We start from the raw sequence: 19867 nt of genomic DNA, 5'->3' as shown, positions 1-19867 counted from the left end.
ATGCGCGCAACGTACCCTCGGGTAATGACGAATTCGGACGATCCGCGGGAGCGGTCGTGGGAGGACGGGACGGCGAATCCGCCACCGGACCCCTACGACCGCGATCAGCCCACCCAGTCGTGGCAGCAGTACCCGGATCAGCCGACCCAGCAGTACCAGAACTACCCACCGCAGCAGTACCAGGGCTACCAGCAGTACCCGGATTCGCAGCCGTACCCGGATCAGCCGACGCAGCAGTACGGCTATCCGCAGTATGCCGAGCAGCAGCCGAATCCGACGCAGGCGCTGCCGCCCTACGATCCGAACCAGCAGTACGGGCCCGGCCATCAGTACACCCAGTCGTACGGACCGCCCCAGAACTTCCAGCAGCCGCAGCCGCAACTCCAGCAGCCGCAGTACCAGCCGCAGCAGACCGGTGAACCGCCGACGGGTGGAAATTCGTCGCGGAAGGTGCTGTTCGCGCTGTTGGGACTGGCCGCGTTGGTCGTCGTCGTGCTGGCGGGTGTCTTCTTCGTGACCAATCAGCCGTCGAGTTCGAACACCGCATCCGCACCGACGACCGTGCGCCCGCTGCCGACGACGCTCGCGCCTCTCCCGACTCCCAGCCTGCAGCCCTCGGCGCCGCCGTCCACCCCCGGTGGTCTGGTGCCCGGTGGTATCCCCGAGATCCTCGGTAGCTCGGGCGCTGCGATCGGTACCGTCACGGCGATCGACGGGTCGAACTTGACCTTGCAGGGGATCGACGGTGCCCCGGTGACGGTGTTGACGACGCCCGCGACCCAGGTGTTGTCGCTGTCCGGATTCGACCTGTCGGCTCTGAAGGTCGGGTCGCGTGTCGTCGTCAACGGCAGTCCGGCCGCCGACGGTGCCATCACGGCCGACATCATCGTCGAAACGCCGTAAGTCGGCAGATGGGCGACATCGTGGAAGCGTTAGGCTGACGGGCGATGACGGCTATGTGGTTCGGACTTGCAGCGATCGCACTCGTGGGTGCTGTCGCACTTCTCTACATCGACAGGTCGCGCCGCGACCAGCTCGGACGCGTTCGCCAGATGTGGGCGAAGGCGCAGGGTTACACCTACGAGGCCGACAGCGACGACCTCGTGCGGCGCTTCCGTCGAGCCGCACTCGCCAAGCCGGAACACGACGTTGCGCTCGACGTCGTTCGGGGTGTGCGCCGCGGTGAGAACTTCGTTCTGTTCGACGTCGAGGAAGAGACGACCATCGTCGCGGTTCAGCGGCCCGTGGGGTCCGACGTCGACATCGATCTACGACTGAAGTCGACGCCGCCGCCGAAGGACCAGGACCTCGAACTGCTCGGCTCGATCGGGCCGCGCGTCGTGTTCGCCACCGACGTGGAGATCGCGCGACGCGTCTGCGATCAGCGGATGGCGGCCTTCACGGAATCGGTGCCGCCGCACCTGAACCTGCTGTGGAGCGAGAACGACTGGACCCTCGGATCGATGCCGCTCGGCAGCAGCGGCCGTGAGTGGGATGCCGCGATCGACTCCGTCGCACGCCTGTCCGGCATGCTGCACGTTCTACCACCGGTGTCCCGCCGAGCAAGCCCCACGCCACGTGCGGCGCAGCAGCGTCCGGCGCCGACACCTCAGCAGCGTCCGACGCCGACACCTCAGCAGCGACCGGCACCGGCACCGCAGCAGCGTCCGGCACCTGCTCCCCGCGTGCAGGAGCCCAGGCGCCCGGAACCGTCGGGGGCGCGGCCGACGCCGATCAATCGTGCGGCCGGCCGTCGTGCGGCGGACTCGTCCGAAGGTCGTCCCACGGACTCCTGAGAACGCTATAACCTTCTCGCATGACCGCTGATCCGATCGAACCGGAGATCTCTCGGAAGCTTCGCCCTGTTGCGCTCGTCACCGGCCCGACGTCGGGTCTCGGGGCCGGGTACGCCCGGCACCTCGCCGCCCGCGGCTACGACCTGGTGCTCGTGGCGCGGAACGAACTGAAGTTGCGTTCGCTCGCCGACGAGCTGCGCCTCGGATTCGGCACCGACTCGGAAATCCTCGCGGCGGATCTCGCGTCTCAGCAGGGTCGGGATCAGGTGATCGAACGGCTCGAACGCGGCGTCGAATTCCTCGTCAACAACGCAGGTTTCGGTACGTCGGGCGAGTTCTGGACCGCGTCGCCCGAGTTGTTGCAGGCGCAGCTCGACGTCAACGTCACCGCGGTCATGCAGCTGACGCGCGCCGCACTTCCGTCGATGGTCGCGGGGGCGAAGGGAACCGTCGTCAACGTCGCGAGTGTGGCAGGTCTGCTGTCCGGGCGTGGATCGACCTACTCGGCGTCGAAGGCGTACGTCATCTCGTTCTCCGAGGGGTTGTCCGGTGGTCTCGCGGGAACCGGTGTGCAGGTGCAGGCGCTGTGCCCGGGATTCATCAAGACCGAATTCCATCAGCGGGCAGGCATCGAGATGTCGACCATTCCGAAGTTCATGTGGCTGAACGTCGATCAGGTCGTGCAGACGTCGATGAACGACCTCGACAAGGGCAAGGTCATCAGCGTGCCGGGTGCCCAGTACAAGGTGCTGACCGCGATCGGCACGAAGGTGCCGAAGAGCGTCGTGCGCAAGCTGACCAACGTCGTCGGACGCGGTCGCGGGCGAACATAGCCAAACGGTTCTGGCGTGCCTGCGGGCGTGTCGCGGAGAACCCCGTTAAATTCGTACCTCGTGACTGTTTTCGTGATCGTGGCGATTGTCGTAGTCCTGGTTCTTGCCTACACGGTGAGCGTCGAGCGACGGATCCGGCGCTTCCGCTCGCACACCGCGGCAAGTCGACAACTGGTCACGGTCGAACTCGACCGCAGGTACACGCAGCTGGAACCGCTCATCGCGGCGATCGAGTCGTCGGGCATGGATCAGGACGCCGTCCGCCAACTCGTCGGGGCGCGGTCGTGGTCGAAGGCAGTGCGTGAGCGTGGGCTCGGACTGACGTCGCAGGCCGCCGCCGAGAACGCGTTGTCCGCGGCGGTGCACACCGTGCTCGCCGAGTCGGATCGGCATCCGAAACTCAAGTCCAACTGGGCGTTCCAGGGGCCGGCCGGTGATCTGGAGACCACCGAGAAGCGCATCGCGGGCGCGGTCCGTGTCTACAACGACAACGCGTACCGGCTCTCGCTGCTGCGGACGTCGTTCCCGTCGAAGTTCGTCGCGAAGGCGCTGAAGGTCGACGCGCCGGAGCCGTTCGTCGAGCACGTCGATCTCGCCGGCGACGACCAGCCTACGAGCGTCGCAGCCTAGGTCGGTAGATTCATCGGGCAGGAATTCGATCGAAGGGATCTCTCATGTCCGACAGTGCCGACCGCGCCGAACTGGCCGAGCTCGTTCGTGAACTCGCCGTCGTACACGGCAAGGTGACGTTGTCGTCGGGCAAGGAAGCCGATTACTACGTCGACCTTCGTCGTGCGACGCTGCACCACCGCGCGAGCGAGCTGATCGGATCGCTGATGCGTGAGTTGGTTGCCGACTGGGACTTCGACGCCGTCGGCGGGTTGACGATGGGAGCCGACCCGGTCGCGCTGTCGATCATGCATGCGCAGGGCCGTCCCATCGACGCGTTCGTCGTTCGCAAGGCCGCGAAGGCGCACGGGATGCAGCGACAGATCGAGGGGCCGGACGTCGTCGGAAAGCGTGTTCTGGTCGTCGAGGACACCACGACCACGGGTAACTCGCCGCTGACCGCCGTCAAGGCGCTGCGTGACGTCGGGGCAATCGTCGTCGGAGTCGCGACCGTCGTCGACCGTGCAACCGGGGCCGACGACGTCATCGCCGCCGAGGGGCTCGAATACCGCTCGCTTCTCGGGCTGGGGGACCTGGGCTTGTAGCGCCTCCGCTAGGGAACCAGCTGCGCAACGACGAAGAAGTTGTCGTTCGTCGGCTCCCCGTCGCGGACATCGCAATTGGCCAGAATCAAGCGGCCGGGTACCTGAGCGCGAAGTTCGTTCTCGCTCAACAGGGAACCTTTGGGCAGCGGCCCCGTCGTCTCGACCCGGTAGTTCAGAACACCGGCGGCTGTACTCATCACGACGAGGTCGCCGGGTGCGGTTACGCTCAGCGATCGGAACGGCGCATCCCGCGTCGAATAGTTGTGTCCGACAACGACGACCGTCTGCTGGGTGTCGGTTCCGGGTAGACCGCTCTCGGCCCACCACGCCGGACGTTCGTCCGGTGGGTTCAGCACCTGTGAGGCGTCACGATAGACGCCGTCGGGATTGACCGTGCTGCTCATGAAAGTCCGGCCGTCGGCTGACCGCAACTCGATCCAATTCGGTTGACCTGCACCGACCGCCGCCGATGGAGCCGCAGAGATCTGCGACTCCACCGCCGAACGATCGGGTGCTGCCGGACCCGGTTCCTGTGCCGTGCAACCGAACAGGGCGAGTGCGACGGATGCTGCAACTGCGGATCTACGCAGATGCATCGGTCGAATTGCGTCGCCGTAGGTAGACTGCGCCACCCACGGCCGCGACGGCGACGACACCTACGCCGGCCAGGATCACAGGCGTCGCGGACGAGCTGTCCGAGCCCTCCGAGGCCGTCGAACCGGAATCGCCCAGCGCGAGCGAGACGGCGGGCAGCTCGCCGGCGACCACGGTGACGCCGTTGTCGTCGGTGGTGAAGTAGTCCGCCACCGTGAACGAACCGTCGTCGTTCGACACGCCGATCAGCTCCACACCGGTCTCGTCCACGACGACCGTCGTGTCGTCGATCTGGGTGACCGGCACGTCTTCCTTCACGGTGTCACCGAGATTGATCGTCCAGCTGAACTTCGGTCCGCTCGCTGCGAGTTCGGCGGCCTTCGCTTTCAGATCCGCTTCGGCTTTCGTCGCGGCATCCGATGCTGCCTTGGCGTCGGCGGCAGCCGTCTGTGCAGCCTTCAGATCGGCGGTCTTCGCGTCGGCGTCGGCCTGAGCTGCCGTGAGCGCTGCGTCGGCGTCAGCGGCTGCGGATTCTGCCGTCGCCAACGCGGCGTCGGCGTCGTCGAGAGCTTTCTGCGCGTCGGCGGCTGCTGTTTCCAGGGCTGAGATATCGGCGTCCGACGGCCCGGCCGCCAGATCGGCCTCTGCCTTGGCGGCTGCAGCGGCTGCCGCGTCGGCCTTCGCCTGCGCTTCGGTCGCTGTCGCCCGTGCATCGGTTGCCGCTTGGTTCGCCGCGGCCACGGCCTCGTTCGACGCCGTCGCTGCGGCTTCGAGTTCCCCGGCTGTTGCCTCCGCAGCAGCCGACGCTTCCAGTGCTGTTCGAGCCGCCGTTGCTGCCGACAGCGATTCGGCGGCCCGTGCCGCAGCCGCACGCACTGCCGCGCTGACCTTGGTGATGTTCAGGGTCTTGAACGCGTCCTGCACGGCGACGAGTGAATCCTGCAGTGCCTGAGCCGACGCCTCGGCGTCCGCTGAGGCAGTCGCTGCCAGTGCTGCTTTGGCGTCGGCATCAGCGCGGGCCGTGGCAGCGGCTTCGACCGCTCCCGGATCGCCCGCGCCGGCGGCTGCTGCCTCGAGGCGTTCTGCCTCGGCGACAGCAGCTGCCGCCTCGGCCTCGGCGTCGGTCTTGGCCTGCGCAGCAGTATCGGCCGCGGTCTGCAAAGCCGCGGCGTCGGCCTTCGCCTGGTTCACCGCTGCCGTGGCGGCCATCATGTCCACTTCTGCAGCTGCTGCCGCGGCTTCTGCCTGCGTGGCCTTCGCCGCAGCGTCTGCGGCGGCGACTTCCGCCTTGGTCAGGGCGGTGCTCGCCGCGGCATCGGCCGCCACGGCCGCGTCCAGTCGGGCCTGCGCTGCCGTGGATGCCTCGGCGGCAGCTCTGCTCTTCGCTTCGGCGTCCGCCAGCGCCTTCCGCTCGGCGTCGGACAGTTGCGGAACGATGCTGACGTCCACCGTCGCCGTCCCGTCGGCGTTGAACACGACACCACCGGTGACCTGAGGAAGTGGACGGGTCGTGGACGGCGCATCGGGCGGTGCCGGTACCGCAGCGGCTGCCGCGTCGCCGGTTCCCGCCGCGGGAACCTGTGCAGGCGGTGGCTGGATCGAGCTCTCGACGTCGGAAGGAACCGTGTCGGTGTTCGGCGCCTGTTCCTGCTCGGGCGCCGGTGACTCCTCGGTGGGCTGCTCGACGGTGCTTTCCGGTGTGGCGGGATCTTCCTGAGCTGCGGCGACACCCGGTCCTACGGCTGCGAACGACAACACCATGGCTGCACCTGCGGCGGCAAGGCGTGCTCGTCGGAATCGAGCAATCGACTTCTGCGACATAAATCTTGGCCCTCCGGTCGGCGGCGGCGCGAGGCCGCCTCTTCCCCGCCCCCGACGCAGAGAAATCGTTACTGAGTCACACGATTTAGTGCTCTCAAGGACCGTAACCGACCAGAAAGTCTTGTTGAACCAGGGCTGTTGGTTTGGTTACCGAAGCGTTATAAGCACTTTCGCCCCGTGCGCGCGAATGTACAGCGGGCTGTACATTCGCGCGCACGAGGCAGTTGCTCAACAGATTTCGTGCATGTCCATCACGAACCCCGCACCGGCGAAATTGGGCATGTCGTCGGCGCCGGCTTTGCCCTCCGGCGATGCCAGAGCAGCGACGGCGGCGTCCTTCGACGGGAAGTTCAGATTTCCGACGACGAAGTGTGCGGGCTTCGAGCCGTCGAGGGTTTCGGACACGCCCCATTCGAACGACAGGATGCCGGGCATCGCGGCCGTCAGCGGCGCGTGCACGCTGCGGTAGTGGGCGAGGAACGCGTCGGGGTCCTCGGGATGGTTGTAGGCAATACTGATGCGGAACAACTGAACTCCTCCTAGTGAGTGATCGTGAAGCCTTCGTAGTTCTTGGCTGCCACGGAATCGCAGATCTCGCGGTACACGTTCAACCCGCCGACGTAGGACATGATGACGCGGGGTTTGCCTGGAATGTTGGCGCCGGTGTACCAGGAGTTTCCCTCGGGATACAGGGTTTGATCCGCGAGTTCGATCGCCCCGGTGGTCCATTCCTTGGCGGCGGTCTCGTCGGCCTCGACGGTCCGCGCACCGATCGACTCCAGATGCGCGATGGTGTCGGCGGTCCACTCCACGTGCTGCTCGATGGCGCAGACGACATTGGTCAACACGTTGGGGCTGCCGGGCCCGGTCAGCGTGAACAGGTTGGGGAACTCGTCGACCGCGATCCCCAGATAGGTGGTGGGACCGTCCGACCATTTGTCCTGCAGCGTTTTTCCGTTTCGCCCACGGATGTCGATCTTCAGTAGAGGCCCGGTGATCGCGTCGAATCCGGTGGCGAACACGATCACGTCCAACGGGTATTCGGCGTCCGCTGTTTTCAGCCCCGCGGGTGTCAGACCCTCGATCGGTGCATTCCGCACACTGACCAGAGAGACGTTGTCTCGGTTGTAGCTCTGAAAGTAGTTCGTATCCAGTGTGATTCGCTTGGCACCGAGCGGGTGTTCGCGTGGGGACAGCTGTTCGGCGAGGTCAGGGTCCTCGACGACGGATCGAATTTTGCTGCGGAAGAACTCGGAGATGGTCTCGTTGGCTTCGCGATCGCTGAGCAGGTCGGGATACGCTGCGATGAGATCGATTGCGCGGTGGCGGTTCCACCGCTCCTCGAAAACCGCGAGTCGCTCTTCGTCGGAGTGATCGAACGTGTTCACCTCCAACGTGTCGACCGGTTGGCCGCCACCCGACGCCTTCGATTCGACCTTGTAGTTCTCGATCTGCGCTTTGAAGGATTCCTTCTCGTCCTCGGTCAGCAGGCGATTACCGCAGTCGAGACTGAACGCCGGGGTTCGCTGGAACACCGTCAGGTGCTCGGCCTGCTCGGCGATCTTCGGGATCACCTGCACGCCGGACGAACCCGTGCCGATCACGCCCACTCGTTTCCCGGTGAAGTCGACGCCGTCGCGAGGCCACGCGCTGGTGTGGATCGTTTCGCCCTCGAACGCGTCGAGTCCGGCGAAATCGGGTGTCGACGACGTCGACAAGCACCCGGCCGCGGTGATCAGGTACTTCGCGGTGACGAATTCTCCCTTGTCGGTTCCTACTGTCCAGTGCGCGAAATCGTCGTCCCACACTGCCGATTCGACACGGACGCCGAACTCGAAGTACTTCTTCACGTCCAGTTTGTCGGCGACGAAATCGATGTAGCGGAGAATCTCCGGTTGCGCTGGGTAGCGTTCGGTCCACGCCCATTCGTCGATGATCTCCTGCGAGAAGGTGAACGCGTACTCCATGCTGATGACGTCGCATCTCGCGCCGGGGTAGACATTCCAGAACCATGTCCCACCAACGGTTTCCGCAGCTTCGAAGCCGTGTACCGTGAGGCCGAGCTCCCGGAGTTTGTGTGTCATGTAGACGCCGGAGAAGCCCGCGCCGATGACGATCGAATCGTAATCTGGTGTGCTCATTTGAAACTCCTGTTTACGCGACGAGTGAATCGAGGTGAGCGCGAACGCTGGTGCCGACGTGCGTGATTCCGAGATCCGCACCGGGGAGGATGTTCACGAACTGGAAGAAGCCGTGCATCTGGCCCTCGAACACCTTCACGTCGACGGACACCCCTGCGGCGGTCAGCTTGTCGGCGTAGCGCTGGCCTTCGTCGCGTAGTACGTCGTGTTCGGCGAGTAGAACCACCGCCGGCGCGACGTCGGTGAGGCGGTCGGCGCGCAACGGCGAGACATTCCAGTTGTCTCGGACACTCCGGTCAGGTGCATAGAGGTCCCAGAACCAGATCATCGAAGCTCGGTCGAGCATGAGTTGGTTGGCGGGGTCAACGTAGGAGTCGTTGTCGAAATCGTGGTCGGTCACCGGGTAGACCAGCACTTGAAGCGCAACGGCAGGTCCGTTGTCACGTACCGCACGTTGCGACACGACCGCAGCAAGGTTGCCACCCGAGCTGTCGCCGCCGACGACGAGGGGTAGCGCAGAGTCGAGTGAATCACGCCGAGATGCCGCCCACTGCAGAACATCCCAAGCGTCATCGGCTGCCGTGGGGTAGAGGTTCTCGGGGGCGAGACGGTAGTCGGGCAAGATCACGGTGCAGCCGGTCTCGGCGGCGATTCGCCTCGCGAGGGTGTCGAACTGATCGGGGTTGCCGACGACCCAGCCCCCACCATGAAAATAGACGAAGAACCCACGGGGTGACTCGTTCGGTGTCAGTACTCGGGTCGGGATCGCGTGACCGTCGGCCGCAGTGACCGTCAGGTTCTCGACGCTGTGCATGTCGGGTCCGGCGCCGTAGAGATCGACGAACGTGTCGTTCATCGCCCGCACCTCACTTGGAGTCATCTCGTGCAGCGCTTTCCCGCCTCCCTCGGCGGCTTGTGCGAGGAACGCGGCGGTGGCGTCGTCGAGTGCCAATGGAATCGACTCCTTCGGGGTGCTCTGATTACAGACGGATACCGTTCAGGTGATGGAGCTCACTCTAAACCGTTATAATCATTCGCCGCAACGTTTTCGTTCGCACTCCTCTGTGCAGGGATTTCATCTCAGGTGTGATCTGGACAACTCCCGCGAGACGCCTTAGTGTGACTCCGATCACGAGTTCATGCGCATCATTGCCATGAAATAGGAGGAGCGATGAAATACGCCACCGGTCCAGGCAGGCTCGCCCTGCTCGGGGTTGCCGCAGCGATGATGACGGTGACTGCCTGCGGCGGGTCGGGACCATCTGGTTCGACCGCATCGGGCGAGATGCCGAGCGAGATCACCCTGCTGTCGACGACGGACAAGACGGGCACGCTCGCCTACGTCGGTGGATCCCAACTCGAGGGAATCGAGCTGGCGGTCGAAGAGATCAACCAGCAGCGGTTTCTCGGTGACTCCACCCTGAAGCTCGACAGCCGCGATACGGCGGGTGATGCCCAAACCGCAGCGAGTCAGGTGACCGAGGGGATCGCGAACCCCGACGTCGCGGCCATTCTCGGTACGGTGTCCGGTGCACAGTCCGTTGCCGTGGCACCGATAGCCGAATCGTCGAGAACTCCCGTCGTGTTCACGCAATCCGGCAGCGCGGGCGTGGTCATCGGCGACTACACCTTCCGCTCGACCGCGCCGCAGGAGACGTACTTTCCCAAGGCGATCGATCACTTGAAGTCCCTCGGTGCCAAGCGAATCAGCGTGCTCTACAACGCCGGCCAGCCGACGCTTGCCGAAATCGCGGAGAATCAGCTACCTGCAATGCAGGAGAGCGAGGACCTCGAGATTCTGTCCAGTACCAGCGTTCAGTCGACGACGCAGGACTTCGCGGCCACGATCACCAAGATCGTCGGCGAGAAGCCGGACGCGGTGGTGTTCCTCCTCGTCGGCGCTCAGAATTCGACCGCGATGTCGCAATTGCGCCAAGCTGGGTTCGACGGCCCGGCCGTCGGCAATCCGGCAGCCGGCGCGGGCAATCTCGCCCCCGCAGGCCCGGCAGGCGCAGGTATGTTCTGGGCAACGGACTTCAACTATCTCCAGACCGCGCCGTCGTCCGTGGCATTCGTCGAGGCGTACACCACGAGGTACGGAAAGAACCCACTCAACTACGCGGCCGAGGGCTACGACGCAACCTGGATGATCGCGCGCGCCATCAAGGAATCCGGTGGCGCCTCACGTGAGGACATCAAGAACGGTCTGAATGCCGTTGCGGCAGCAGGTTTCGACGGTGCCGTCGGGCCCGTGACGTTCGAGGGCAACGACCAACGCGTCGAGGGCGTCGTCGTCGAGTGGGATGGAAGCGCAGAGGGGTTGCTGGCGGAATGACCAACGTCCGACGAGCGCGGAACGAGGTGATCTGACGATATGGGGCAGACACTCGTCGACGCTGCAATTCTGGGATCCATCTACGTACTGTTCTGTCTGGGAATGAGTCTGGTCTGGGGAACCGTCGGAATCCTGAACTTCGCCCACGGCGCTATCTTCATGTTCGCGGGGTTCGTCGGATACCTGGTGGTCAAGGATCAGCAGTTACCGATGATCGGGGTGATCGCGATCTCGGTGGCCGTCGGCGCCTTGTTGTCGACGGCGATAGAGGTGCTTGCCTTCCAGCCGATTCTGAAACGCGCGAAGACGCACCGAATAGCCGAACTGCAGATCCTGATCGGCGGAATCGGCGTTGCCGCAATCCCACTCGCGATCGCGCAGTACGTCACCAAATCCGAGCCGTTCGGCTTCTCCAACAGTTCCTATGCCGTACAGGTGTTCTCGTTCCTCGGCCTGCGAATCTCCAACACCGGACTGATCATCGTGTTGTCGGCGGTGGTGCTGACTGTCGGTATGGCAGTGTGGCTGCGCAAGTCCATGTCGGGTCTCGCTCTGCGCGCGATCGGCGTCGATTCCGAGACTGCCGCGCTGATGGGTGTCGATCGCAGAACATTGTCGCTGTCCACCATGGCGTTCGCCGGCGGACTGGCCGGTCTCGCGGGCGCGCTGCTGACGTACAACCTGGGTGCCATCACACCGGAGAGCGGTGAGACGCTGCTGATCAAGGCGTTTGCCGTGATCATTCTCGGTGGCGTCGGAAGCACCGCCGGTGTTGCGGCCGGGGCCTACATCCTTGCGCTTTCCGAGACGCTCGTCCTCCGCTTCACCGGAGGTGGGTGGGTCGACGCGGTGTGCTTCGGCATGATCTTCCTGGTCTTGCTCCTTCGGCCTCAGGGACTGTTCGGCCGCAAGGAGGTTCGACGGGTATGAGCGATTTCTATTTCTCCCACATCGTCCTTTTTCAGAGCACGTTCACCGTTCTGTTGCTGGCCCTGAGCATTCAGGTCCAACTGCGTATGGGGGTGTTCTCGTTCGCCGGTGCAGGTTTCTACGGCATCGGCTCGTACGGTGCGGCGATCTTCGTCATCCGATACGGTTTCTCGTCGTTCGCGGCCATCGCGGCCATCATGCTCGTCTGCGGGGCGATCGGCTTTCTGCTCGCACTGCTGGTACAGCGGTTGAACGGCTTGTATCTGGCAATGGCGACGGTGTCGTTCGACCTCATCATCACTGTCGTGGCACACAACGGAGGATCGTTGACCGGCGCTTCGGTCGGTCTGTTCGGTGCACTCGCGTTCCCACAGTTGACGATCTGGCACATCGTGGCGATCACGGTTCTGGTGGTCGTACTGCTGGCGCTGACCGAACGCGGGCGCATGGGACGACGGATAGATGCAGTCCGGGAAGATCCGGAGCTTGCGTCGTCGATGGGTGTGAACGTGTCCCGATATCGCATCGCGTCGTTCGTCATCAGTGGCTTCATCGGCGCGCTCGGCGGCGCGATCAACGTTCTACTTCGCACGACCGTAGCCCCGGAAAGCATCGGGTTCCCCCTGGTAGTACTCGGTTTGACGATCATCATCGTGGGTGGTGGGCGTTCGTGGCTCGGTATCGTTCTCGGCGCGATCATCTTCACCTGGTTGCCGTACTACCTGGAAATCGTGGGGCAGTACCAGGCGATCGTCTACGGCATCATCGTCGCGATCGCGGCCGTCTACGTCCCGGGCGGAATCTATGGAACGGTGCTCGACCTGATCCGCAAATCCAAGGCGAAGCGGCATGCAGTTCCGACGGCACCGCCGGACGACCCGACCCCGGAATTGGATCTCGCGAAAGCAGGAGGCACGTCATGAGCACCGACGCCGCATCACGCGCGAGCGCCGTCGACGCCGGAGAAACCGACGTCGTTCTTCGAATCTCCGATGTCGCAGTCCATTACGGCGGAATCAAGGCAGTCGACGGCATTTCGTTCGATATCACGCGCGGCAAGATCTTCGGGATACTCGGACCCAACGGGTCCGGGAAGAGCACCCTGCTGGCTGCCATCACCCGTCTGACCCCGTTGACCCGCGGAGGGTTGACCTTCGAGGGTTCGTCGTTCGCGACGGTACCGCCGCAGAAGGTCGCAAAACTCGGAATAGCTCGTACGTTCCAAACCGTTCGGCTGTTGCCGGACTTGACCGTTCGCGAGAACATCGCGCTCGGAGCCGATCTCGGGGCGGAGACCGGTGGTCTGCGGAGTCTGTTGCTCGACCGCAAAGGCCTGCTGAAGCGGTCTGGCGACGCCGTCGAGGATGCACTGGAACGCACCGGTCTGACGGGAATGGAAGACATTCGGCCCGGCGAACTGTCCTACGGATTGCAACGGCGCGTCGAGATCGCCCGTGCGATCTCCATGTCCCCGAGACTGTTACTACTCGACGAGCCGACGGCAGGAATGAACAAGACGGAACGCCAGGAAGTTTCGTCGTTGTTGAAGAAACTGCGTGAGGAGGGCCTGACGCAACTACTCGTCGAGCACGACGTGCAGATGATGGTGGAGACCTGTGACACGTTGATCGCGATGAACTTCGGTGTCCTGATCGCGCAGGGCAGACCACAAGCGGTCGTCCGTGAACCCAGCGTGCAAGAAGCCTATCTCGGAAAGCGAGGAGCGCAGGATGCTCGAAGTCAGTGATCTGCATGTCAGATATGGGAAGGTCCGTGCAGTCACGAACATCGGCCTGACTGTTCGGCCAGGTCGAATCACGTTGGTGCTCGGCGCAAACGGTGCGGGCAAGAGCACCACGCTGCGGACCGTGGCGGGTCTCGTCGAGCCCGTCCACGGAACCATCGAGCTCGATGGACGATCACTCGTCGGTCTGAAGGCACACAAGGTGGTCCGGCAGGGCATCTCGTTGGTTCCGGAAGGCAGACAGGTGTTCGCATCCCTGACCGTCGCGGAGAACCTCCGGATCGGGGGCTACACGTCGTCCCGCGCGAAACGCGAACAGAACACAGAGCTGGCGTACGAGCTGTTTCCGATCCTGCGGACGCGCAAGGACGGTCCTGCCGGCCTGTTGAGCGGCGGTGAACAGCAGATGCTGGCATTCGGGCGTGGACTGATGTCCGACCCGAAATACATCATGATGGACGAACCATCGATGGGACTTGCTCCGGCCGTCGTCGACACCGTCATGTCGAGCGTGCGCGAGATAGCCGACCGTGGGCTCGGTGTGTTGATGGTCGAGCAGAACGCTGAAGCCGGGCTCCGCGTCGCCGACGACGTCGTCGTGGTCAACCGCGGCGAGTCCGTGTACTCCGGGAGCGCGGAAGAGGCACGGACACATTCCTCGGTGGTCCTCGCGTTCCTCGGTGAAGCGGCACTCGGGGTCTGACGACCCGAAGACGATCCGGCCCGAGTGCGTTGGTGGGCACTCGGGCCGGACAGTTTCTCGACGGGCCACGCGATCGATCAGCTCTGTGTGCCGAGTTCCCAGGCCAGTTCGTCCACGAGGGCATCTATTCGTTCGCAGAACTGGACCAGTATCGGCGACTCGGGGAGTTCAGCCACGCGAGACGCTACGGCATCGAGATGTCTACGTGCCTTCTCCAGTTCGTCTGTCAGTTCGCTCATCGCACTGCCCTCCGGTCCGTCCATCGCCGTGACTTGAAGTGCTGCTCTCCCAGCGTCCCTGGCGGCAGCACCGACACCGTCATCGAGATACCGATGTCCCGCTTCACAGCGTCTGCGATTCGATCGCACAACGCCGGATGCCTGTCTCCGCTTACTTCGAGTTCGAGATCGACTGTCTCGCTGCCTTGTTCGGTGGTGTGGACGGTGGCTCGGTAGTCGAGGACGGGATCGCGCAACACGACGGCATCGACCGCGCTCGGCCAGATGTTCATGCCCTTGACCTTGATCATGTCGTCCGTGCGACCGATGGAACCGGCCTCGAACTCGGGAAAGAAGCCGTCGCGCAGGAGCTTGATGCTGTCACCCATTCCGAACCGGATACTGGGAGTGCCCCGGGTGCGCAGCGTCGTCACGACGATCTCGCCGCGTTCTCCCGGCGGAACCGGTGCCCCGTCGTCGCCGAGAACCTCGATGAAGCAGCGGTGTCCGATCCCGTGCAGGACACCGCGTCCGTGCCCGGAGACAGCGCCGGACCTCGTGGCCATGACCACGCCGAGGGTCTGGGTCGCCCCCCATCCCTCGTGGACTGTGGCGTTCCAGAACTGCTGCATCTCGATGGCCCACTCGACTCCGTATGGCTCACCGGACAAGAGAATCGCGCGCAGCGCACACCCGTCGTGCCGGGGATCGAACCCGATTCGCTTGGCCTCGGCGGTCATGCGATGCAGGTACGACGGCGTGATGGACATCCCGGTGCAGCCGAATCTCGTCAGCATCTCGATCCGTTCGACGGTCGAGCCGGTGAACCCGTTGATCGGCACCATGCCTGCCGCAGTCGCTGTGGCTTGAAAGTAGGGGCCTGCCATCGTCTGCGAGTAGGGAATCGTGAACAGAATCGGCTCACCCGGTCGCAACCCGGCCCAGAAGTACTGGTAGGCACCACCTGTTCCGAGCGAAGCCAGGTCGTGCGACGTTCGACGGTGCAGCTCCTTGCCCACCCCGCTCGTTCCGCTGGTCGAGTGGATCTGTCGTGCGTCGGCCCGCCAGGCGTCGGGAAAGCGTTCCTGGAATCGGAGGTAGTCGAGTTTGCGCACCACCGGTACCGATGTCGTGAACGTGACTGCGTCCGTGACGGATTCGACGTCGACGCCGTGCTCAGCGTAGAACCACCGGTGGAACGGTGACTCGGCCGCGGCCAGACGTACGGCGCGTACGATTGCCGCGTCGACGAAGCTCCGTGCGTCCTGCTCGCTCATCGTCTCGATGCGGCTGTTGGCTCGGAGCATCATGCACCTTCCCAGCGCACCACGGCTGTTGCCGACGCAGCGCGTCGATCGGCTGCTTGAACGAGGACGAGGTCGACCGTCGTCGACGTGTCGCATTCCTGCGTCACGACTCCTCGAACAACGACGTCCTCGCCGGCGAGTACGAATCCCTGGAGCGCAATCCGATTGAGGCTCTGCAGCGTTCCACGTCCACCGGCCCACTCGCCGACGCATCGCTCGAACATGGCGAGCACGAACATGACGTCTGCGTACGCCCCGGGTGCGCCGCCGGCCCGGGCCGCGTCGGGGTCGATGTGGGCGGGCGCGAAGTCGCGGCTCGCCCCGGCCGACATGATCAGTCGTTGGAACGTCAAAGGAAGCCGCACTTCGGGCAACTGCACTGTCATCGTCGGTCCTCGAAGGGAAAGTACCGGTACACACTGCATCGTTCGATCGCGACGACGACGCCGTCCTGCCGGAGGAACGTGAGCTCGAAGTCGACGAACGAACCGTCGCCGACGCTCGTCCGCTTGGGAGTCACGCCGGTGACGCGGTATTCGGTGGTCACGACGTCGCCCGGCCGCAGTGGCTCGAAGTAGTCGAACTCCATCCGATTGGTCATCGACTGTGCCGCGGGTATCCCGCACGCATCCCACGGCAGCGGCGGCAGGACGTCGTCGGGCAGCGTGGCGTCACCCGGCGTCCAGTAGGCCGGCATCGAGAACGACGACAGCATCGCCCAGGGGGCAATCGGATTCACCGGGTCCGAGTACCGGGGATCGGTCATCTCGTGGGCTTCGACGAAACGTCGTATGGCAGAGATGGATACCGCTTCCGCGCCGACGGTGACCGCTACCGGATCGCTCATGCGTCGTCCTGCGGCGCGGTCGGCCGGTGGGCAAGCAGGATCTCGTCGAACACGGCCTCGACATACGGTCCGAGATCGACCGCGTCGTCGTCGTAGAAGTCCGCGAACTCGGTGTAGGTCATCGTCTCGTCGTATCCGAGCTCTCGGACGAGGACACTCCAACGGTCCGCGGTGTCCGACCACTGGGTCAACGACGACGCCGCATCCTCGAGTGCACTCGAATTCTTCAGTGTCTCCAATTGCTCGGCGTTCACCGTCCGAAGTCGATCGCGCGCGTCGGGTGCGAAATCGCTGATCGTCCCTCCGGCGTCCTGGATGGTGTGCACACCCTGAACCATCGCCTCCCATGCCGTTCGGATGTTGGTCTCGAGGAATACGTCGAGCCGATCGAACAAGAGTTGCCGAACGAGTAGTGGCAAGCGTTCCCAGCGGTTCTGATTCAACGCGACCGACCCGAAGGTGAGCGCGAATCCTGCTTCGGGCTCGATGATCACCTCTGGGGTGATGTCGAGATAGCCACCGAGGACCGCATTCTGTATCGACGTAGCCGTGCAATCCACGACGCCGCGTTGCAGACTCTCGTACAGCTCGGAGTACGAGGCGCTCACCGGGATCGCGCCGAGTCCGCTGATCTGCGCACCCTGTGTACGTCCGGCGGCAGCAATCTGCCGTCCGCGTAATTGATCGAGCGTCCGCGCCTCGTCGGTGCACAGCAGCGCCATCCCGCCGCCGTTGTACGACGGCATCAGCAGGTGCATGTCGTTGTCCTCGAACTCCTGTGCGACTTCGTCCGTCGCATAAGCAGATTCGAGCAGCCAGGCGTGCGACTGCAGAATGCCGGCGAGAGGCGACATGTCGCCCAGGAACGACGCGTTGATCAGCGTGTTGACGGCGGGGTATTCGGCCGGCTGGTTTGCGGGGGCGAACCCGTCGATGTCGGTGCGGCCATCGCCGAGCGCGTCGTCGATCTCCGTGGCCCCGGCGATGGCGTTCGCATAGAAGATCTCGAATGTGACCTTGCCGCCGGACCACTCGGTCACCGCGTCGTAGTACACCTCCATCTTGTCGCTCACGAACGACCCCTGTGGGCCTGGAGTTTGAGCGTAGAGGTGGATGGGCTCGATCTCGTCGAACGCGTCACGGTACTCCTCTGCGGTTGCGCCGAACTCGATTCCGGGTCCACCGCCTGCGGGTGCGGAGATCGCCGCACACGATGTGACGACGAGAGACGCGGCGACTGCAGCCGCGCAGGGGAGAGACTTCCTGTAGCCGAACACCGTATTCTTACCCACCCATCTGGCTTGGAAGGAAGGTCGCCACCTGCGGGAAGAGAACCATGAGGACGACGAAGATCAACGCGATCGGCATGACCCAGGCGACGCTCGCGAAGACGTCGCGAAGGCTGATCTTGTTGCCGAGGTTGACTTCCGGGTCCTGGGCGACACCGTGGACTATGTACGACAAGATTCCGACGGGTGGAGTGATGACCGCGAGTTCGCCCATGAAGACGACGAACACTCCGAACCACAGCAACGAGATGTCGAGGTAAGCGAGCGTGGGAATCAGCAGTGGAACGGTCAGCAGCATCATCGCGAGGGCATCCAGGAACATGCCCATGACGAGGTAGACCACCGTCATCAATCCCAGGAACTGCCACGCACTGAGGCCGAGACCCGTTGTCCAGTCGGTGAATCCGGTGGTCAGCCCGGTAAGCGGAAGCATGCGCGACAGGGCAGTGGCGCCGAGGAGCATCAGAAAGATCGATCCCGTGCTGGCAACCGCACTTACTGCTGCTTCGCTCACCGCCGACCACGGACGATCGTGCCGACGTGCGAACAGCGCGACGAACAACGCAACCATCGCGGCAGCCGCGCCTGCTTCGGTCGCGGTGAAGAAGCCGGAGAACATACCGACGACGACGACGAGTACGAGCACCGGTACCGGCCACACCGACGCCAGCGCACGCCATTTGGCAGCTGGCGACGCCACGTCTGTCGAGACCCTTTCGGGCGTCTTGGGTTTCACGACCGCCGCGGCGGCCATCAGCGCGATGCTGAACAGGATCGCCACCGCGATACCGGGTCCGACGCCGGCGAGCAACTGCTCTCCGACGGGAACTTCGGCGATGCCCGCGAAGACCACCAGTGTGATCGACGGCGGAATCAGCTGGCCCGGAAGTCCTGCGGCCATCACCGACCCGATCGCCAGTCGTTTGTCGTATCCCGCTCGGAGCATCTCGGGAATTCCGATGCGCGCGAGGGCGTATGTGGTTCCGACGGTCGAACCACTGACCGACGCCAATCCGGCGCCGGCGAGATTGGTGCCGACGGCCAGACCGCCTGGCATCCATCCGAGCCACGTGCGAGCTACGTCGTACAGCTTCTCGGTCACACCCGAACGCCAGAGGAGCAGTCCCATGAAGACGAACATCGGAACGACGCTCAACGTCCATTGCGCGACGTTGTGGTACGGCAGCTTGCTCACGGTACTCGTCACCACGCCGAAATCGCGCAACGCCCACATTCCGAGAAGGGCGGACACCAGCAGCGCGAATCCGATGTGCATGCGCAGGAAGATCAGGCTCAGCAGCAGAACGATCGACAGCACGCCGATGGTTTCCTTCGAGCCGCCGAGGAACATCCCGACCGACGACCCCGCTGCGGCAAGCACGAATACCGTCAGCGTGACCGATCCTGTGGGAAATCGGCCTGCGCGGACACGTCCTGGAAGGGGACGAGGGCGTTCCCGGGTCGCGACGGCGGTCATCGGGCTGTCTCCGTTTCGGCGGTCGTGGCGGCTTCGGGCTCGACGGCCACAGCCGATCCGGCGTCGTCGATCTCTTTGTTGCGCAACTGTTTCGACGTCAGTACGAGGTACTGGGTGCCGAAGATCGCGAACGTGATCGGGACCAGGTAGGTCAGCGGCCATGCTGCGATATCGGTCAGGCCCGCGGTCAGTTCGATGGCGCGGTTGTGCTGGGCGTGCGCGAACGAGTACACGGCTGCGAGGATGCACACCGCTGCGCAGACGATGCTCGCGCCCGCCGCGACGTAGCGCTTCGATGCTCGGGGGAACCGTGTGAAGAACATGTCGGCCCAGACGTGTTCACCGCGGTGCATTGCAATGACGAAGCCCAGCAGTACCACCAGAGGCATGTACCAGTACTGGACGCGTTCGAGTGTTCCCGTGATCGGCTCGCCGAAGACGGTGCGCGAGAATGCGTTTGCGACGGTGTGTACCATCATCGCGAACAGTCCGACGACGGCAGGAATCTCGACGATCTTGAACAGGCGTTCGCCGGCAGGAGTTGTCAAGGTGGAGTCTCCGCTCGAATGATGTGATGCGGATTACCTTATCCATATTAATGATGCGTAGCAATACAAA

General features: G+C 64.1%; 22 protein-coding genes. 10 read left to right on the top strand and 12 right to left on the bottom strand.

Going from position 1 to position 19867, the window contains the following annotated elements:
- Window positions 1-24 precede the first annotated feature (24 nt).
- The 5 genes from RhoFasB10_RS10965 to pyrE are packed head-to-tail and all read left to right on the top strand — an operon-like array spanning window position 25 to window position 3843.
- Window positions 25-903 (top strand): DUF5666 domain-containing protein, encoded by an 879-nt coding sequence (locus tag RhoFasB10_RS10965; protein WP_167676395.1) that lies wholly within the window; start codon window positions 25-27, stop codon window positions 901-903.
- A 53-nt stretch (window positions 904-956) separates the two neighbouring features.
- On the top strand, window positions 957-1796 hold the full coding sequence (locus RhoFasB10_RS10960) for a hypothetical protein (protein WP_068421679.1): 840 nt from the start codon (window positions 957-959) through the stop codon (window positions 1794-1796).
- A 20-nt stretch (window positions 1797-1816) separates the two neighbouring features.
- Window positions 1817-2629, top strand: a complete 813-nt coding sequence (locus RhoFasB10_RS10955) for an SDR family oxidoreductase (protein ID WP_068421682.1) — start codon at window positions 1817-1819, stop codon at window positions 2627-2629.
- 60 nt (window positions 2630-2689) lie between these two features.
- Window positions 2690-3259 (top strand): LemA family protein, encoded by a 570-nt coding sequence (locus RhoFasB10_RS10950; RefSeq protein WP_068421698.1) that lies wholly within the window; start codon window positions 2690-2692, stop codon window positions 3257-3259.
- A gap of 44 nt (window positions 3260-3303) precedes the next feature.
- Window positions 3304-3843 (top strand): orotate phosphoribosyltransferase, encoded by a 540-nt coding sequence (gene pyrE / locus RhoFasB10_RS10945; RefSeq protein WP_068421701.1) that lies wholly within the window; start codon window positions 3304-3306, stop codon window positions 3841-3843.
- A gap of 8 nt (window positions 3844-3851) precedes the next feature.
- Here pyrE and RhoFasB10_RS10940 read toward each other — a convergent pair whose 3' ends face one another.
- From RhoFasB10_RS10940 to RhoFasB10_RS10920, 5 genes are all read right to left on the bottom strand, one after another.
- The gene (locus RhoFasB10_RS10940; RefSeq protein WP_068421704.1) at window positions 3852-4439 is read right to left on the bottom strand and encodes a class F sortase; all 588 of its coding nucleotides are present in this window, start codon (window positions 4437-4439) and stop codon (window positions 3852-3854) included.
- Window positions 4426-6198: a hypothetical protein gene (locus RhoFasB10_RS10935; protein WP_240931028.1), complete on the bottom strand. Its 1773-nt coding sequence runs from the start codon at window positions 6196-6198 to the stop codon at window positions 4426-4428. The genes RhoFasB10_RS10940 and RhoFasB10_RS10935 overlap by 14 nt, the downstream gene beginning before the upstream one ends.
- Before the next feature lie 288 nt (window positions 6199-6486).
- Window positions 6487-6786 (bottom strand): EthD family reductase, encoded by a 300-nt coding sequence (locus RhoFasB10_RS10930; protein WP_068421710.1) that lies wholly within the window; start codon window positions 6784-6786, stop codon window positions 6487-6489.
- An 11-nt stretch (window positions 6787-6797) separates the two neighbouring features.
- Window positions 6798-8399: an NAD(P)/FAD-dependent oxidoreductase gene (locus RhoFasB10_RS10925; RefSeq protein WP_167676393.1), complete on the bottom strand. Its 1602-nt coding sequence runs from the start codon at window positions 8397-8399 to the stop codon at window positions 6798-6800.
- Between the two features lie 13 nt (window positions 8400-8412).
- Window positions 8413-9351, bottom strand: a complete 939-nt coding sequence (locus RhoFasB10_RS10920) for an alpha/beta hydrolase (protein WP_068421716.1) — start codon at window positions 9349-9351, stop codon at window positions 8413-8415.
- 219 nt (window positions 9352-9570) lie between these two features.
- Between RhoFasB10_RS10920 and RhoFasB10_RS10915 the strand changes: the two genes are divergently transcribed.
- Genes RhoFasB10_RS10915 through RhoFasB10_RS10895 form a run of 5 tightly spaced genes read left to right on the top strand, consistent with a single transcriptional unit; the run spans window position 9571 to window position 14111 of the window.
- Window positions 9571-10734, top strand: coding sequence for an ABC transporter substrate-binding protein (locus RhoFasB10_RS10915; protein WP_068421717.1), 1164 nt, complete (start codon window positions 9571-9573; stop codon window positions 10732-10734).
- A gap of 39 nt (window positions 10735-10773) precedes the next feature.
- Entirely contained in the window at window positions 10774-11664 is an 891-nt protein-coding gene (locus RhoFasB10_RS10910) for a branched-chain amino acid ABC transporter permease (RefSeq protein ID WP_068421718.1), read from the top strand.
- Complete coding sequence (locus RhoFasB10_RS10905; RefSeq protein WP_068421721.1) at window positions 11661-12587, top strand: branched-chain amino acid ABC transporter permease; 927 nt, start codon at window positions 11661-11663, stop codon at window positions 12585-12587. The genes RhoFasB10_RS10910 and RhoFasB10_RS10905 overlap by 4 nt, the downstream gene beginning before the upstream one ends.
- Window positions 12584-13411 (top strand): ABC transporter ATP-binding protein, encoded by an 828-nt coding sequence (locus RhoFasB10_RS10900; RefSeq protein ID WP_167676391.1) that lies wholly within the window; start codon window positions 12584-12586, stop codon window positions 13409-13411. Before RhoFasB10_RS10905 ends, RhoFasB10_RS10900 begins: the two co-directional genes overlap by 4 nt.
- A complete protein-coding gene (locus RhoFasB10_RS10895) occupies window positions 13395-14111 on the top strand; it encodes an ABC transporter ATP-binding protein (RefSeq protein ID WP_068421726.1) in 717 nt (238 codons plus the stop codon). The genes RhoFasB10_RS10900 and RhoFasB10_RS10895 overlap by 17 nt, the downstream gene beginning before the upstream one ends.
- 77 nt (window positions 14112-14188) lie before the next feature.
- On the opposite strand, the gene RhoFasB10_RS10890 is transcribed toward RhoFasB10_RS10895, so the two are convergent.
- From RhoFasB10_RS10890 to RhoFasB10_RS10860, 7 genes are read right to left on the bottom strand one after another with little or no spacing between them, the layout of a single operon-like run.
- Entirely contained in the window at window positions 14189-14350 is a 162-nt protein-coding gene (locus RhoFasB10_RS10890) for a hypothetical protein (protein WP_167674225.1), read from the bottom strand.
- Window positions 14347-15639 (bottom strand): AMP-binding protein, encoded by a 1293-nt coding sequence (locus RhoFasB10_RS10885; protein WP_240931027.1) that lies wholly within the window; start codon window positions 15637-15639, stop codon window positions 14347-14349. The genes RhoFasB10_RS10890 and RhoFasB10_RS10885 overlap by 4 nt, the downstream gene beginning before the upstream one ends.
- Window positions 15636-16022 (bottom strand): MaoC/PaaZ C-terminal domain-containing protein, encoded by a 387-nt coding sequence (locus RhoFasB10_RS10880; RefSeq protein ID WP_167676389.1) that lies wholly within the window; start codon window positions 16020-16022, stop codon window positions 15636-15638. Before RhoFasB10_RS10880 ends, RhoFasB10_RS10885 begins: the two co-directional genes overlap by 4 nt.
- Window positions 16019-16483 (bottom strand): MaoC family dehydratase N-terminal domain-containing protein, encoded by a 465-nt coding sequence (locus tag RhoFasB10_RS10875; RefSeq protein ID WP_167676387.1) that lies wholly within the window; start codon window positions 16481-16483, stop codon window positions 16019-16021. The genes RhoFasB10_RS10880 and RhoFasB10_RS10875 overlap by 4 nt, the downstream gene beginning before the upstream one ends.
- A complete protein-coding gene (gene dctP, locus RhoFasB10_RS10870) occupies window positions 16480-17775 on the bottom strand; it encodes a TRAP transporter substrate-binding protein DctP (protein WP_346764378.1) in 1296 nt (431 codons plus the stop codon). Before dctP ends, RhoFasB10_RS10875 begins: the two co-directional genes overlap by 4 nt.
- Complete coding sequence (locus tag RhoFasB10_RS10865; protein ID WP_068421732.1) at window positions 17768-19249, bottom strand: TRAP transporter large permease; 1482 nt, start codon at window positions 19247-19249, stop codon at window positions 17768-17770. The genes dctP and RhoFasB10_RS10865 overlap by 8 nt, the downstream gene beginning before the upstream one ends.
- A complete protein-coding gene (locus tag RhoFasB10_RS10860; RefSeq protein WP_068421734.1) occupies window positions 19246-19797 on the bottom strand; it encodes a TRAP transporter small permease in 552 nt (183 codons plus the stop codon). Before RhoFasB10_RS10860 ends, RhoFasB10_RS10865 begins: the two co-directional genes overlap by 4 nt.
- Window positions 19798-19867: the final 70 nt, after the last annotated feature.

The organism is Rhodococcus sp. B10, from assembly GCF_011770055.1.
Classification (GTDB): Bacteria; Actinomycetota; Actinomycetes; order Mycobacteriales; family Mycobacteriaceae; genus Rhodococcoides; species Rhodococcoides kyotonensis_B.
The sequence above is the reverse complement of the archived record's forward strand: the minus strand, read 5'-3'. Positions and strand labels throughout refer to the sequence as shown.